Raw genomic sequence first — 14,627 nt, forward strand, 5'->3', positions numbered from 1 at the left:
AGGACGCGGTAGGCCCCGGTGCGAGCGGGTGCGGTCGCTCACGCGCCGGGAGGCCGCATGGGCGGCCACTCTTCGCTGCTCTCCTGCCGGAACAGCCTCCCGGACACATGGAGGGCCTGTTCCGGCAGCCACCCCTCGCAATAGTCCGGGTCGTCACGGAACGCCAGCGCCAGGCGCCGGACATGCAGGCGGGGCCACTGCTCCCCGTCGATGCGGAAGAAGCTTGTGAACAGCGAGCCCGGTTCGATGCGCGAGCACGCGACGCAGCCCGTGGACATCACCATCCTCGACGCGAAAGCCGCGTCAAGGCGTCGGCGGAGTTGCGGAGTTGAGCCATTGGCCGCCCAGGGTATCCGGGACGTTCGCCGGAAGAGTCCGGTAACCGGCCCCCTGTCGGCGCCGCCCCATAGGCTTTCGCCATGAGCGACGACACGCGTGTGATACGGATCAGGCCGGGCAGCCCGGCAGACGCACCAGCCGTGTTGGACATGCTCGACTCCGCCGTGGTCTGGATGAACGATCGCGGCAATACCGAGCAGTGGGGCACGACACCGTATTCGAAGAAGCCCGGTGGTGCGGAGCGGGTCGAGCGGTACATGACCGAAGGCGCCCCACATATAGCGGAGTTGGGCGGAGCGCCGGTCGGGGCCATGGTGCTGGACTCCGGGCCCAGTCCCCAGATGCCGATCGCCCCGGCCGGAGAACCCGAGCGGTATGTACGGCTGTTGGTCTCCGACCGACGGCACGCCGGTCTCGGCATCGGGGCGACGCTGTTGGCCCATGCCGTGCGGGAGACCCGGCGGGCAGGCGTCGACCTGCTGCGGGTCGACTGCTGGGCGGGCGGCGGCGGCGAACTCGTCGCGTTCTACGAGCGCAACGGATTCGTTCCCACCGATCCTTTCCTGTTCGGGACGTGGCCGGGACAAGTGCTGGCCCGACGGGTCGGCGCGCATCGCTGACCGGGAGAGACGCCGGAATCCACGTCAGAGGCCGGGCCCGCCCGGCGTTGACGGGCGCTCACGTCCGGGCGCATCGGCGCCCACCAGCAGCATGACCCCTGCGGGACACGCACCACGTCACCCATCGGACGCGACCGATCCAGTTCGCTCCCGATCCCGTCCCGCAGTACGTCATGCTGCGGCCCCAGCGTGAAGCCCTCGTCGGTCCACCGGTCGCCCGGATACAGCCACACAGGCTTGCCCACCAGATCGGCCGGCTCCCACCCGAACGCGGCCAGACGCGGGCATGCAAGTGAGCTCACGCCCGCGCGGGACCGCGGCTGCTCCTCAGGTGGCGCTGAGGGCCTGAGTCGGCGTCAGCCGGGAGGCCCGTACCGACGGGTAGGCACCGGCGATCATGCCGATCAGGACCGCGCCCAGCAGGCCCGCGGCGAGGGCCGCAGGCGGGATGACCGTCGGCCAGCCCTGGTAGGCGCAGTAGGCGAAGCTCGCCGCGACCCCGATCAGCGTGCCCGCCGCGCCACCGACGCCGGACAGCACGGCCGACTCGGTGAGGAACTGGGCGCGGATCTGGCCGCGGTTGGCGCCGAGGGCCCGGCGCAGGCCGATCTCGCGGCGGCGCTCCAGGATGGAGATGTACATGGTGTTGGCCACGCCTATACCGCCGACCAGCAGGGCGACGGCCGCGAGGCCGAGGAAGAGCGCGGAGAAGGTGGTCCGGGTCGCCTGCTTGGCGGCGAGCACCGACGAGGGGTTGCTGACCCGGACGACGCCCGGCAGCCGCGGGTTGACGGTGGCGGGCAGGACGGCGTGCACCGCGTCGATCTCGTCGTCCGGGGCCTTGACGTAGATCACGGTGGGGCTGCGGTGGAAACCGAGCTCGGTCGCCGCGATGTCCCAGCCGACCAGCACCGACGTGTCGAGGTCCGGATGCAGCGGCACCGGCTTGAGGATGCCCGCCACGCTGAACCACGTCTTCCCGACGAAGATCAGCGGCGGTGTCCGGCCGGTGAGGACCTCGGGGAAGCCGAGCCGATTGGCTGCCGTCGCACCGAGGACGGCCACCGGGAACCGCTCCGTCGCCGCGGTGAGGAACGTGCCGGACGCCATGGTGCCGTTGACGGCGGGCAGCAGGTTGAGCTGGGTGGCGAGGGTGGTCAGCCCGGTGGCGTAGGTGGCCGGGATCTTGTCGGAGCGTTCGACGGGCAGATTGAGGTTGGCCACCGCGCTGGCGATGGTGACCGGGCCGATCCGGGAGACCATCGCCACCGACTCCGGCGGCAGGACCACGGCGGGTTTCGCGTTCGGGTCGTAGCTGACCTGGAGCATGTTGGTCCCCAGCGCGGTGAGCTGGTTGAAGAGGGATCGCTGGCTGGACGCCGGGATGCTGGTCACGACGATGAGCGTGGCGATGCCGATGGATATACCCAGCGCGGACAGCGCGGCGCGCAGCTTGCGGGTGCGGATGCCGAGAAGGCCGAGCCCGAGCAGGTCGAAGGGCGCCAAGCGGACCGGCGCCGTGCGCAGGGGCGGTCGTGCGGCCCGCGCGGGAGCGGGCCCGGCCCCCGTACGAGCGGGTGGACCCGCGGCTGAATCCGAGTCAGAACCGAGGCCGGGACCGGAACCATGGCGGGGCGGCTGTCGGCGGGCCGCGTCGGGACCGCTCATACCGGCTCCCCCTGCCGGATGTCGGCGACCAGGCGGCCGTCGAGGATTTGGAGCCGGCGAGGCAGCCGGGCGGCGATGCCCAGGTCGTGTGTGATGACGGCGATGGTCGTGCCTTCCTCGTTGAGCCGGCCCAGCAGGTCCAGGACCGCCGTCCCGTTGGCCGTGTCCAGCGCGCCGGTCGGTTCGTCGGCCAGCACCAGCGCGGGATCGTTGACCAGCGCCCTGGCGATGGCGACGCGCTGCTTCTCACCGCCCGAGAGCTGGTGCGGCAGATGCGCGGTCCGCCGGGCCAGGCCGACCCGCGCCAGGGCCTCCAGTGCCAGCCGCCGCCGGTTGCGCCGGGGGACACCCGCGTACAACAGGCCGGTGGCGACGTTCTCGGCGGCGCTGAGCCCCTCGGTGAGGTGGAACTGCTGGAAGACGAAACCGAGCCACCGCCCGCGCAGCGCCGACAGGCGCCGGTCGGAGAGCAGCGCCGCGTCCTGCCCGGCGATCTCGACCACGCCGCTGGTGGGACGGTCCAGGGTGCCCATGATGTTGAGCAGCGTGGACTTGCCGGAGCCGGAGGGACCGACGATGCCCAGCAGTTCGCCTTCCTCGATGGTCAGCGAGACCCGGTCGAGGGCGAGAACGCCGCCGGGGTAGGCCATGCTGGCGCCGCGTACGGCCAGGACCGGGCTCACGCGGCCGTCACCACCCGGGTGCCGGCGGTGATACCCGTCCCGGTGATCTCGACGAGACCCTTGGCGAACATCCCGAGGCGCACCGCGACCAGGGTGCCGCTCCTCAGCTGCACCGCGTAGCCGCCGCCGCTGAGCGCCAGCAGCGCGCCGACCGGCACCGCCAGCACCCCCTTCTCGACCTTGCCGGTGAACTCGACCTGCACGGGGGCGGAGTCCAGGTTCCGTACGTCGGCCGGCCGGTCCAGCGCCACCGAGACGTTCTGCTGGGGCGCGTTGCCGGAGTCGTCCCCCGAGCCGCCGCCCGCCGAACCCTGCTCCTGGACGGTGGCGCTGACCGTGGCGACGTGGCCGGGCGTGGTGGAGCTGTCCGGCAGGGTGACGACGACACGGTCGTTCTCCTTGATGCTGCTCACGGCGTCCGGGTCGGCGGGCACGGTGACGGTCTTGTCGGCCAGGGTGACGGACATCAGCGGCTCGGCGGCGGGGTCCCCGAGGGCCGCCTGCACTCCGCTGACCCGGACCCTGCCGGGCAGCACCACCACGTCACCCGGGCTGAGGGTGCCGGTGGCCGGAAGGCCGAACGTCCGCTGAAAGCGCTTCAGCGCCGCCATGAGGGACGAGGTGAGCACACCGTCCCCGCGCCGCACGACGACCGTCGTCGGCGACGCCGGGGGCGCCGCGGGCGGGCCGTCGCCGGGCGGGGCCGTCGTACCGGCGGTCGCGGATGCCGGCCCGGAGCCCGAGCCGGCGCCGGGAGCCGAGCTCGCACCCGATCCGGAGCCGGAGCCGTGGCCCGGTCCTGAGCCGTCCGTGCCGGAGGTCGCGGACCCGCTGCCCGCCGCGGGCGCGTCGGCCTGCCGGATCGTGCTGCCGACGGACGGCTGCGCGCCGATGTCGTAGCCGAGCGCCTTCAAGTTCGCCGCGACCATCGCCACGTCCCGGCCCACCAGCCCCCGCCGGTCCAGCGGCCGGAACAGCGGAGTGCTGCCGTAGAAGAGCATGACGGGGTGGTCGTCCACCCGCAGCAGCGGACGGCCGCGGGACACGTTCTCCCCCTGCGCGGGGAGCTGGGTCACCGTGCCGGTGCCCGCGCCCTTGACCGTCACCGGTTTTCCGAAGCCCAGCGTCCCGCTGAGGCTCTGCGAGCTGGAAAGGTCGGTACGCACCACGGCGACGGTCTGCACCGGCGTCGACGCCGTCCCCCGGCCGGGGGACCTGCTGTCGTGGTGCATGACGACCGCCCCCACGGCCGCCGCCGCGACGGCTGCCGCCACCCCGAGGCTGACGAGCGCCCGCCCGCCCGGCCGCCGGGACGGCGCGGCCGACTCCTCGTCCCCGCGGCCGTCGTCGCCCGGCGGTCCGCCCCCGTCCCCGGCCCCGGCCCCGAGCAGATCACCGCCGGGCGACGCACCGCCGCCGCCCGCCCGGTGTCTGGGGCTCTTGCTGTCGGCCATGACCCGGCCCCTCTGTTTCATCATCGGTCGCACACGTACTTTCCGAGCTCCTGTTCACCACGGCCGCTGCCCGGCCCGGTCGGCGGCGGCCGTCACGGCACCGCCCCGCGCACCCGCTCCCGTTTCCCTACGGGTACACGTGCGAGTACACCTGGATGTGGCAGGCCCGCTCCGCCGCCATGGCCTTCTCGCCCTGCTCCTGGGTGCGGGGCGCCCGCACGTAGGTCCAGCTCAAGCCGCCCTCGTAGGCTCTGACCGTCTCGTAGCCCTTGCGGTTGATGCAGTTCACCTCGTCCCGCACGTAGTCCCTGGCGTGCGGGTTGTCCGGATCCTCGCTGGTCGGCATGAGCGGCTCCTTCGACTCGCAGGCGATGATCGCGGCCCGCGGGGCACCGTCCTTCACGCCGATTGCCTGGATTCCGCCCTGCTCCTTGCCCGCACCCCCGGTCTCGCGGGTGGCACCGTGCTGGATCAGGCAGGACGCGTAGGCGTTGGTGAGGCGCATCTGGGTCGCGGGGGAGTCGTCGAGCCGTATCTGGGGACGACCGGAGGCGGTGTTGGACGGGTCGGGTGCCGGTGCCGCCGGGTTTTCGCCCGCCGCTGACGTCGAGGACCCCGACGACGGCACCGAGCCCGGTGCGGGCGGCGAGGTGGCGGCGAGCGATGCCACACCGCTGCCGCGGGCACCCTCGGAGGAGTGCGAACCGCCGCACGCGGTCAGGGAGGCCAGCGCGGTGACCGCGGCCAGACCGGCGGCGGTCAACGCCGCGTGACGGGACAGGCTGCGGCGGGGGAAGGGCGTGGCTGGGGTCGTGATCGGCATGACCACATCGTGGACAAGAGGTGTGGGCACCTGGTCAGAGACTTGTCAGAATTCTGTTTTTCGTATTTCCGGTCTCTTCGGATCGCACCTGTACGGCTCTACAGTCGTCGCATGAGCGCACGTGTCCTGGTCGCGGAGGACGACGAGACGCACGCCGAACTCCTCCAGCGGTATCTGGAGCATGAGGGCCACGGCGTGGTCGTCGCCCGCGACGGCCGTGAAGCCCTCGACCAGGCCCGCAGATTCCGGCCCGACCTGCTCATCCTCGACGTGATGATGCCCGAGGTGGACGGCATGGACGTGTGCCGGATCCTGCGCCGGGAGTGCGACGTGCCGATGCTGATGCTGACCGCGCGGACGGACGAGGAGGATCTGCTGCTCGGCCTCGGCCTGGGCGCCGACGACTACGTCACCAAGCCGTACAGCCCGCGGGAGTTGATGGCCCGGGTACGCACGCTCCTGCTCCGCTCCCAGCGGTCCGGCGGGTGGTCGCGGCTCACCCTGCACGTGGGCGGCCTCACCGTCGATCCGGCCCGGCACCAGGTGTGGATCGACTCCGATGTCGTGGACTGCACACGCGGCGAGTTCGAGATCCTGGCGGCGATGGCCGCGAAGCCCGACCGGGTCTTCACCCGCGCCCAACTGCTGCGGGAGGTCTCCGGCACGGACGCGTACACCTCCGAGCGCACCATCGACATGCACGTCATGAACCTGCGCCGGAAGACCGAGGCCGATCCGCGCCGCCCGGCGCGCCTGGTCACCGTCTTCGGGGTGGGCTACAAGTTGACGGACGGTGCGAACGGCCGGGACCGCACGGATCGCGGCCACCGTGCCCCGTAGCGACAGCCGCACCCGTAGGAGCCGTACCCGTAGCAGACGCGGCGTCCCGTTGCGCAAGAGCCTGATGGTGCGGCTGCTCGCCACCTCCGTGCTGATCGCGGTCTGCTCCATCGCCGCGACCGCCTGGCTGGCCGCGACGACCACGTCCCACGCGCTGCGGCAGGAGCAGGGGCAGGTACTGGCCCGGGACGCCCACGTCTACGACGCGCTGCTCGGCTACGCGGCCACCCACCGCAGCTGGGACGCGGTGGCCCCCGCCGTGGCGTCGCTGGCCAAGCGCACCGGGCGCCGTATCGTCCTGACCACCCCGCAGCGCCGGACGCTGGCCGACTCCGCGGCGGCCGACCACGCCGCACTGCCCGCCGCGGTGTCCGCGGTCGTCAACCCGCTCGCGGTGGACTCCTCACTGACCGGTGGCACCGGCGCCACCCCGATCGACCCGCGGGCTGTCGGCCCCTATCGCCTCACCGCCGCGGAGCGGACGGCACTCGCGGCCTCGGCGCGGAGCATCACCGGGTGCCTGCTCAAGCTGGGCGAGCCGTCGCAGATCAGCTACGCCCCCAGCGGCCGGCCCCGGGTCACCACCGAGTCCCTCACCGCCGCCGCCCCCGTGATCCCCGACGTGTGCGGCGGCCAGAGCAGGATCCTGACCCGCCCCACCCCGACCGAGGCCGCCGCCCTCCACCAACTGGAGGGCCTGGTCAACCCGTGTCTGCGCCGCCAGGGGATGTCGCCCATCCGGATCGGTCTCGACTACATCGGCCCGCAGTCGATCGAGACGCTCTACGCGCCCATGGACGCAGGCCGGATCACCGAGGGCTGTGTCGAGGACGGGCGCCGCGAACAGCTCGCTCCCTACGTGGCGCCCAGTGCCCTGCTCTTCGTCACCGGCGTTCCGGGCGCCGACACCACCGGCTTCGCCCTGACCGGTGCGAACGCCGTCCGCATCGTCGAGGTCGCCGCCCTGGTGCTCACGGTCACCGTCGCCGCCGCTGTGCTGATGTCGACCCGGCTGATCAGGCCGCTGCGCACCCTGACCGAGGCCGCCCAGCGGCCCGACCAGGCGCGCAACCGGGTCCCGGTCTCCACCGACGACGAGATCGGCTCGCTCGCGGTCGCCTTCAACGACCTGTCCGCGCGCCGCGAACGCCTGGAGGACCAGCGCAAGGCGATGGTCCGGGACGTCGCCCATGAGCTGCGCACCCCGCTGAGCAACATCAGGGGCTGGCTGGAGGCGGTCGAGGACGGCGTGGCGGTCGCCGACCGGCCCCTGACCTCGCGGCTGCTGCGTGAGGCGCTGCTGCTCCAGCACATCATCGACGACCTGCGTGACGTGGCCGCCGACGACGCGCACACCTTCCGGCTGCACACCGAGCGGGTCCGGGCCGCGGAGGTCGTGGAGTGGGTCTGCGCCGCCCACCGTGACGCCGCCCGCACCGCGCGGGTCGCGCTGACCTGGTCCGCGGAAGGCGATCCGGAGCTGACTGCCGACGCGCTGCGGCTGCGGCAGGCCGTCGGAAACCTGCTGTCCAACGCGGTCCGGCACACCCCGCCGGGCGGCAGCGTCGAGGTCCGGACGTCCGTTCGGGACCGGTCGGTGCTGATCGAGGTCGCCGACACCGGCAGCGGCATCAGCGATGAGGAACTGCCGCACGTCTTCGACCTCTTCTGGCGGTCGGAGAAGTCCCGCAGTCGGCTGACGGGCGGCAGCGGCCTCGGCCTTGCGATCGTTCGCCAGTTGACTGAGGCGCACGGCGGCCGGGTCACGGTGTCCAGCACTTTGGGCGCGGGGTCGCTCTTCACCCTCCACCTGCCGTCCGCCGCCGCACCGCCTCTGCGGCGCGACCCCGCCGGGGCGGCGAAGGACCGCCGGGAGCGCTGAGCTCGACACCTCAGGTGAACACGACGGCCTCGCCGCCCAGGATCACGCCGGGCGCCAGCGCCGTCCCGACCGCTTTGAGGTCGGGCCAGGATGTGGTGCTGTCCCGGCCGGAGCAAGAGATGGCTCGCTGCTCCGTCACCCCAGGTATCACCCGTCGGCGCCAAGGGCGGCCAGGGCGGCCTCGTAGGAGTGCAGGGCGGTGATGACCGCGGCGCGGTCCGCGGGGTCGAGACCGCGCATGACGCGTTCCCGGGCAGAGGCGCTGCCAGAGAAGCCATTCGCCGATCGGTGCGGCGTAGGCGGGGGCGATGGCGACGATGCGGCGGCGGCCGATCCGCCGGTCGACGTGGGCACGAATTGGGAAGCGGATGCCCGAGGACGCGAACCGCGTCCTGATCGCTGTCGGATCGGTGGCGCGGGTGCCCGAGAAGCTGACGCTCCACGGGCTCCGCGACTGGTACGCCGTCGTGTCCGATCAAGAACAACGAGAAGCGTGAAGACCGTTCAGGTGCGACTCGGCCACAGCAAGCCGTCGATCACGCTCGACGAGTACACAGGCTTGTGGCCGGTGGGCGACGACACCACGGCGGCTGTCATGGAGTCGGTTCTGGAAACGCTGCCCCTTCGGGAGCGATGCGCCCCCGATGTGCCCTCAGCGCCCTCCAGAGGAAGCCCACCAGCAGCACGGCCAGCAGAAACAGCAGGGTGAACCACTGGAAGTACCAGTGGCCGCCGGAGGGGTCGTAGACGGTGGCGCGGGGCCAGGCGAGGTTGACGGTCATGGCGAGGCCGTAGAGGAGGGCGAGGGCGTTGACGGGGAGGCCCCAACGGCCCAGGGAGAACAGGGGGTTGCCGGAGGGATCGGTGGCCGGGGGGAGGGGGGAGCGCAGGCGGCGCAGGAGTTGGGGGCCTGTGACCATCGCGTAGGCGAGGTAGAGCATGACGATGCAGGTGGTGCCGATGGCGAGAAAGGCGTCGGGGGAGCCGAAGTTGAGCAGCAGGAGGGCCGCGGCGAGGACGCCGACGACGAGGGCGGGGGCGGCGGGCTGGCCGGTGCGGGGGGAGACGCGGGCGAGGGGCCCGGAGAAGGGCAGTGCCCGGTCGCGGGCCATCGAGAAGAGCATCCGGGTGGCCGACGTCTGGATGGCGAGGGTCGCCACGGTGACGGCCACCGCGACGTCACAGAGCAGCGCGCGCCCGACACCGTCGCCCAGCCGGCTGGTGAGCACGTAGGACAGGCCCTCGGTGCCGAGCCGCCCGTCGGTGAGGCTGGGCGCGGCAAGCAGGGCGGCGAGGACGAGGAGCGTGGCCAGGGCGCCGGCCGCGGCGAGCGCGGACAGGATCGTACGGGGCGCGACGCGCTGCGGATCGCGGGTCTCCTCGCTCATCTCGCCCGCGCTGTCGAAGCCGATCATCACGTACGCGGCGGCGATCGAGCTGACGAGCAGCGCCGACGAGCCGCCCCCGCCGTGCACGGTCACCGACGGCGTGCGGTCGGCGTGCGTGAAGAGCAGCGTGACGATGAGCACGGCGCCGATGATCTCGGCGGTCACGCCGACCCGGTTGACCAGCGACATCACCGTGTTGTCGAGGAGGTTGACGACGGTGGTCAGGACGAGCAGCGCGATCCCGAGCAGCGCCGCGTTGGCCGCGCCGTCCGACGAGACCGGTGACGTATCGGTCCCGATGAGCTGGAAGCCGGACCAGACGGCGGGCAGGACGACCTGGAGGGCGAGCGCGGCGGCGGCCACCACCACGACCTGGCCGATGACCATGATCCAGCCCGCGTACCAGCCGAAGACGGCGTTGCTCAGCCGGGTCGACCACTGGTAGACGGCGCCGGAGATCGGGTAGCGGGCGGCGAGTTCGGCGAAGCAGGCGGCGACGAGGAGTTGGCCGATCAGGACGGCGGGCCAGGTCCAGAAGAACCGCGGGCCGCCGAAGGAGTAGCCGAAGGCGAAGAACTGGAAGACGGTGGTCAGCACCGAGATGAAGGAGAAACCGGCGGCGAAGGACGCGTACCGGCCGAGGCTGCGGTGCAGTTCCTGGCGGTAGCCGAAGCCCGCGAGCCCCGCGGTGTCGGTGCCCGCGGTGTCGGTGCCCGGCGCGTCGGTGGCCGCCGCGTCGGCGGCGGTGCCGTGGTCCGGCGGGTCTGAGCGGACCTCGGAAGGTGCGGTGGCGGTCATGGGCCTGGCCCCCTGTCACGAATTCCTGTCGGACGACAGAAATTAGGGACCCGGTGTTTCGCCGGAATGACACGGCCGTGTCGCGCGCGGGCCGAAGTCCTCACCCCGCCTCGCGCGCGGGCGCCTCACCGTGCGGGAGCACCGACGGCCTGCGGAGAAGCACGGCTTCGTGGAGGTCGCGGGCGTCCAGCGGCAGGGCAACCGGCCGGAGCGCACGCTCTACGGGCTCACCGCCGAAGGCCGCACCGAGATGCGCGACTGGCTCGCCGACATGGTGGCCGTGCCCGCCAGGGAGTACCCCGCCTTCGAGTCGGCGCTGTCGCTGATCATGGCGCTGCACCCGGACGAGGTGGCGGAACTGCTCGCCGAGCGGGCCAACACGCTGGAAGTGCACAGGGTGGCCCTGCGCGGCGTCCTGGACAAGCTGGACGGTGAACTGCCCCGGATCTTCGTGGTGGAGACCGAATTCCAGGCCCACATGGTCGCGAGAGCATCATCGGCATCAACACGTTCCTGCTGCTGCCGCTGACCTTCCTGTCCTCCGCCTTCATGGCGCCCGGCCTGACGCCGTCCTGGATGCGGCGCATCGCCGACGTCAACCCGGTCAACTGGGCTCTGGTCGCGGGCCGTTCCGCGATGTCCGCCGACCCCGACCGCGGCGACATTCTCAGCCGCGGCGGCGGCCTGCTCGCCCTGGCCCTGGTCGCGGTGTGGCTGTCGACCCGCACCTTCCGCTCGTACCAGAAGTCGGTCCAGCCCTCCGGCCCGAGCGGCATCAACGGCCCGAGTGGTGATGGCGGCTTCCGGCGGCAGCGGTTCGCCCCGCGCGGCGGACGGCCCGCCCCCGGTCACCCACTCGGGCCGAACGGGCGGCGGGCCGCCGCCGCGCGTGTCCGCGGCCGGGGGACGTTCCGTCCGCGACCGGGCGGGCAACGGGTCGGCCCGGCTCCCCGTCCGTCAGGGACGCCCGCCGCGCGCTCACGCCCGCCGCGCGCTCACGCCCGCCGCGCGCTCAGCGCCCGGCGCCGCTTTCCTGCTCGCGCTCCACCTGCTCGTTCCACTCCCGCTTGGACGCCTGCCAGCCGTCCTCGTCGGCGCCGCGGCGCCAGTAGCCGGAGATCGACAGGCGCTCGCGGGGGATCGAGCGGTCGAGGCGGAGGTGGCGGCGGAGGTCCTTGACGAAACCGGCCTCGCCGTGGACGAAGACCTGGACGTCACCCGGCGGGAACTCCAGACCGGTGACGGCCTCGACCAGCGCCTCGCCGACCGGCCGGGCACCGCGGTGCAGCCAGACGATCTCGGCGTCGCCCGAGGTGGCCAGCTTCTGCTCCTCCGCCGGGCCCTCGACCTCCACGAAGACCTTCGCCCGTGCCCCCGGCGGCAGTTGCTCGACCGCCGCGGCGACGGCGGGCAGCGCGCTCTCGTCGCCCGCGAGCAGGTGCCAGTCGGCGGCGGGGTCGGGCGCGTAGGCACCGCCGGGGCCCATGAAATAGATGCCGTCGCCCGGCCGGACACCGGCCGCCCAGGGCCCGGCCAGCCCTTCGTCGCCGTGGTGGACGAAGTCGATCGTCATCTCGGGCGCGACCGGGTCCCAGGCGCGCACGGTGTACGTACGGGTGGTCGGCCACTGCTCGCGCGGCAGGTCGCGGCGGACGGCCTCCATGTCCAGCGGCTCGGGGTACGTGACCCCGGGAGGCGCGAAGACCAGCTTGACGTAATGGTCGGTGTAGTCGCCCATGGGAAGCCCGGCGAGCCCGTCGCCGCCGAGCACCACCCGGATCATGTGCGGGGTGACGCGCTCGGAACGGATCACGCGGGCGTGGTTCAGCCGCGGGGCCCGGCGCGCGGGGCGCTCGGCGGCGGCGGGTGCCGCCCGCTCCTCGGCCCGCGGGTCCTGCGTCGCCGCGCCCGTCTGCTGGTCCGTCGCCCGTCCCACCGGTCGGTCTGCCATGGGCGTGCTCCGCTCTCTCGGTGCTGTGCCGTACTGCGTGGTTCGCGCTGCGCCCGGACTGTTCCCCCAGGCTTAGTTAGGTAAGCCTAACTGATTACGGGCCAGGTGTCGGCGACCCCGCTCGTATGACTCCCTGAGCCCATTCCGACACCTCTTCGGTACTGCCCCCGGCCCCGCCCCCACCCGGCTTCACTACTTGAAGCCTGTGTTTCCTCTTGACGCCACTCGCGTGTCCTCGCTTCCATACGGTTACGAATGGGAGCGCTCCCACCAGGCTTCCGCCGTCCACCCCCACCACGAACTGAAGCGTTCCGTCCCCCCACCGAGAGGAATCGCCACCGTGGTCCCCTTTCCGGGCTCGCTGAGCCCCCTGAGAAAAACGAACAGGCTGCGGGTCTTTCTGGCCGCCGCCGTCGCGGCGGCCCTGCTCGCGCTGCTCTCCCTCGCCGGACAGACGCACGCCACGGCGGCGGGCGCGCCCGCGGCTCCGGCGGCGGCAGAGGCCGCCACCGGCTACTGGCACACCAGCGGACGCCAGATCCTGGACTCCACGGGCAAGTCGGTCCGCATCGCGGGCGTCAACTGGTTCGGCTTCGAGACCAGCAACTACGTGGCCCACGGCATCTGGTCGCGCGACTACAAGAGCATGATCGACCAGATGAAGCAGCTCGGCTACAACACGATCCGACTGCCGTACAGCGACGACATCTTCAAGGGCACGATGCCCTCCAGCATCAACTACTCCGGCGGCATGAACGCCGATCTCCAGGGCCTCAACTCCCTCGGCGTGATGGACAAGATCGTCAACTACGCCGGTTCCATAGGGCTGCGGGTCATCCTTGACCGGCACCGTTCGGACTCCGGCGGCCAGTCCGCGCTCTGGTACACCGCCGCCGTCCCCGAGTCGACCTGGATCACCAACCTCAAGGCGATGGCGACCCGTTACCTGAACAACCCGGCGGTCGTCGGCATCGACCTGCACAACGAGCCGCACGACCCGGCCTGTTGGGGCTGCGGCGACACCACGATCGACTGGCGTCTGGCGGCCGAGCGCGGCGGCAACGCCGTCCTCGGCGTCAACCCCAATCTGCTGATCTTCGTGGAGGGCGTCCAGACCTTCAACGGGACGTCCGGCTGGTGGGGCGGCAACCTGATGGGCGCGGGGCAGTACCCGGTCGAGCTGAACGTGGCGAACCGGGTGGTCTACTCGGCGCACGACTACGCGACCAGCGTCGCCCAGCAGCCGTGGTTCAGCGACCCGAGCTTCCCGGCGAACATGTCGGCGATCTGGGACAAGTACTGGGGCTATCTGTTCAAGCAGAACATCGCCCCGGTCTGGGTCGGCGAGTTCGGCACCACCCTCCAGTCGACCGTCGACCAGACCTGGCTGCGGACGCTGGTGGACTACCTGCGGCCGACCAGCACCTACGGCGGCGACAGCTTCAGTTGGACCTTCTGGTCGTGGAATCCCAACTCCGGTGACACCGGCGGCATCCTCAACGACGACTGGACGACGGTGAACACCGTCAAGGACGGCTACCTGGCCAGCATCAAGGCGCCCGGCTTCGGCGACTCGGGCGGCACGACCGGTGGCACCACCAACGGCGGTACGTCGACCGGCACGTCGTCGGGCACGTCGAGCGGCACGTCCTCCGGCACGTCCTCCGGCACCTCGTCGGGCACCTCCTCCGGTACGTCGACCGGCACGTCGACCGGTACGACCTCCGGCTCCACCGGCGGTCCGACCGGCGGCAGTTCCGGCTGCACGGCCACCTGGCACACCGACAACCAGTGGAGCGGCGGCTTCACCGCCACCGTGACCGTGGCCAACTCCGGTACGGCCGCGACCAAGAGCTGGAAGGTCACCTGGACGTGGCCGGGCGGGCAGCAGGAGACCAGCGGCTGGAACGCGGACATCCACCAGACCGGAGCGGCGGTGACCGCGGGCAGCCTCGCCTACAACGCCGCGCTCGCCCCGGCCGCCACGACCACCTTCGGCCTCCAGGGCACCTCCAGCGGCACCCTCGGCGCACCCGCGCTGACCTGCACCGCCACCTGACGCACCACTGATGTGCCGGCGCTCCCCGCGGGGCGCCACCGACCGGCGGGTCCCGTTCAGGGGCCCGCCGGTCCCCGTTGTGCGCGGGGCCGGCGCGGCCCGCCCCGGCCTCGATGCGACGC

General features: G+C 72.2%; 14 protein-coding genes and 2 pseudogenes. 7 read left to right on the forward strand and 9 right to left on the reverse strand.

All coding sequences use genetic code 11. The features are described from left to right. Positions 1-38: 38 nt before the first annotated feature. A complete protein-coding gene (locus ACIOC1_RS32460) occupies positions 39-278 on the reverse strand; it encodes a hypothetical protein (protein WP_401857722.1) in 240 nt (79 codons plus the stop codon). 141 nt (positions 279-419) lie between these two features. On the opposite strand from ACIOC1_RS32460, the gene ACIOC1_RS32465 reads away from it, so the two are divergent. After that, entirely contained in the window at positions 420-959 is a 540-nt protein-coding gene (locus ACIOC1_RS32465; protein ID WP_391046269.1) for a GNAT family N-acetyltransferase, read from the forward strand. A 128-nt stretch (positions 960-1,087) separates the two neighbouring features. On the opposite strand, the pseudogene ACIOC1_RS32470 reads toward ACIOC1_RS32465, so the two are convergent. The 5 genes and pseudogenes from ACIOC1_RS32470 to ACIOC1_RS32490 all read right to left on the reverse strand — a co-directional run. Further along, positions 1,088-1,251, reverse strand: a pseudogene (locus tag ACIOC1_RS32470) (diadenosine tetraphosphate hydrolase); the annotation flags it as partial. Positions 1,252-1,286: 35 nt separating this feature from the next. Continuing rightward, positions 1,287-2,465 (reverse strand): ABC transporter permease, encoded by a 1,179-nt coding sequence (locus tag ACIOC1_RS32475; protein ID WP_401857725.1) that lies wholly within the window; start codon positions 2,463-2,465, stop codon positions 1,287-1,289. Between the two features lie 158 nt (positions 2,466-2,623). Beyond that, on the reverse strand, positions 2,624-3,310 hold the full coding sequence (locus ACIOC1_RS32480) for an ABC transporter ATP-binding protein (RefSeq protein ID WP_355332945.1): 687 nt from the start codon (positions 3,308-3,310) through the stop codon (positions 2,624-2,626). Next, positions 3,307-4,764, reverse strand: a complete 1,458-nt coding sequence (locus tag ACIOC1_RS32485) for a peptidoglycan-binding protein (protein ID WP_401857728.1) — start codon at positions 4,762-4,764, stop codon at positions 3,307-3,309. Before ACIOC1_RS32485 ends, ACIOC1_RS32480 begins: the two co-directional genes overlap by 4 nt. A gap of 127 nt (positions 4,765-4,891) precedes the next feature. After that, a complete protein-coding gene (locus ACIOC1_RS32490) occupies positions 4,892-5,587 on the reverse strand; it encodes a hypothetical protein (protein WP_401721186.1) in 696 nt (231 codons plus the stop codon). A gap of 111 nt (positions 5,588-5,698) precedes the next feature. On the opposite strand from ACIOC1_RS32490, the gene ACIOC1_RS32495 reads away from it, so the two are divergent. Beyond that, positions 5,699-6,427 carry a response regulator transcription factor gene (locus ACIOC1_RS32495; RefSeq protein ID WP_355332939.1) on the forward strand — a complete coding sequence of 243 codons (729 nt, stop codon included), beginning with the start codon at positions 5,699-5,701 and terminating at the stop codon, positions 6,425-6,427. Between the two features lie 49 nt (positions 6,428-6,476). Next, positions 6,477-8,309, forward strand: a complete 1,833-nt coding sequence (locus ACIOC1_RS32500) for a sensor histidine kinase (RefSeq protein WP_401857732.1) — start codon at positions 6,477-6,479, stop codon at positions 8,307-8,309. Positions 8,310-8,319: 10 nt separating this feature from the next. Here the strand turns inward: ACIOC1_RS32500 and ACIOC1_RS32505 are convergent, their stop codons facing one another. After that, positions 8,320-8,448 carry a hypothetical protein gene (locus ACIOC1_RS32505; RefSeq protein ID WP_401857735.1) on the reverse strand — a complete coding sequence of 43 codons (129 nt, stop codon included), beginning with the start codon at positions 8,446-8,448 and terminating at the stop codon, positions 8,320-8,322. A 169-nt stretch (positions 8,449-8,617) separates the two neighbouring features. Here ACIOC1_RS32505 and ACIOC1_RS32510 point away from each other — a divergent pair, with 169 nt between their 5' ends. Continuing rightward, positions 8,618-8,806, forward strand: coding sequence for a hypothetical protein (locus tag ACIOC1_RS32510; RefSeq protein ID WP_401857738.1), 189 nt, complete (start codon positions 8,618-8,620; stop codon positions 8,804-8,806). Between the two features lie 96 nt (positions 8,807-8,902). Here the strand turns inward: ACIOC1_RS32510 and ACIOC1_RS32515 are convergent, their stop codons facing one another. Continuing rightward, on the reverse strand, positions 8,903-10,495 hold the full coding sequence (locus tag ACIOC1_RS32515) for an amino acid permease (protein WP_401857741.1): 1,593 nt from the start codon (positions 10,493-10,495) through the stop codon (positions 8,903-8,905). A 130-nt stretch (positions 10,496-10,625) separates the two neighbouring features. Here ACIOC1_RS32515 and ACIOC1_RS32520 point away from each other — a divergent pair, with 130 nt between their 5' ends. Next, positions 10,626-11,024 carry a hypothetical protein gene (locus tag ACIOC1_RS32520; protein WP_401857744.1) on the forward strand — a complete coding sequence of 133 codons (399 nt, stop codon included), beginning with the start codon at positions 10,626-10,628 and terminating at the stop codon, positions 11,022-11,024. Next, positions 10,979-11,248, forward strand: a pseudogene (locus ACIOC1_RS32525) (ABC transporter permease); the annotation flags it as partial. The gene ACIOC1_RS32520 and the pseudogene ACIOC1_RS32525, both read left to right, overlap by 46 nt. 259 nt (positions 11,249-11,507) lie before the next feature. Here ACIOC1_RS32525 and ACIOC1_RS32530 read toward each other — a convergent pair. After that, positions 11,508-12,446, reverse strand: coding sequence for a siderophore-interacting protein (locus ACIOC1_RS32530; protein WP_401857747.1), 939 nt, complete (start codon positions 12,444-12,446; stop codon positions 11,508-11,510). 361 nt (positions 12,447-12,807) lie between these two features. Here ACIOC1_RS32530 and ACIOC1_RS32535 point away from each other — a divergent pair, with 361 nt between their 5' ends. After that, a complete protein-coding gene (locus ACIOC1_RS32535) occupies positions 12,808-14,505 on the forward strand; it encodes a cellulase family glycosylhydrolase (protein ID WP_401857816.1) in 1,698 nt (565 codons plus the stop codon). The last annotated feature ends 122 nt before the right edge of the window (positions 14,506-14,627 follow it).

Source organism: Streptomyces sp. NPDC088197, assembly GCF_044741185.1.
In the GTDB taxonomy this organism is placed as follows: Bacteria; Actinomycetota; Actinomycetes; order Streptomycetales; family Streptomycetaceae; genus Actinacidiphila.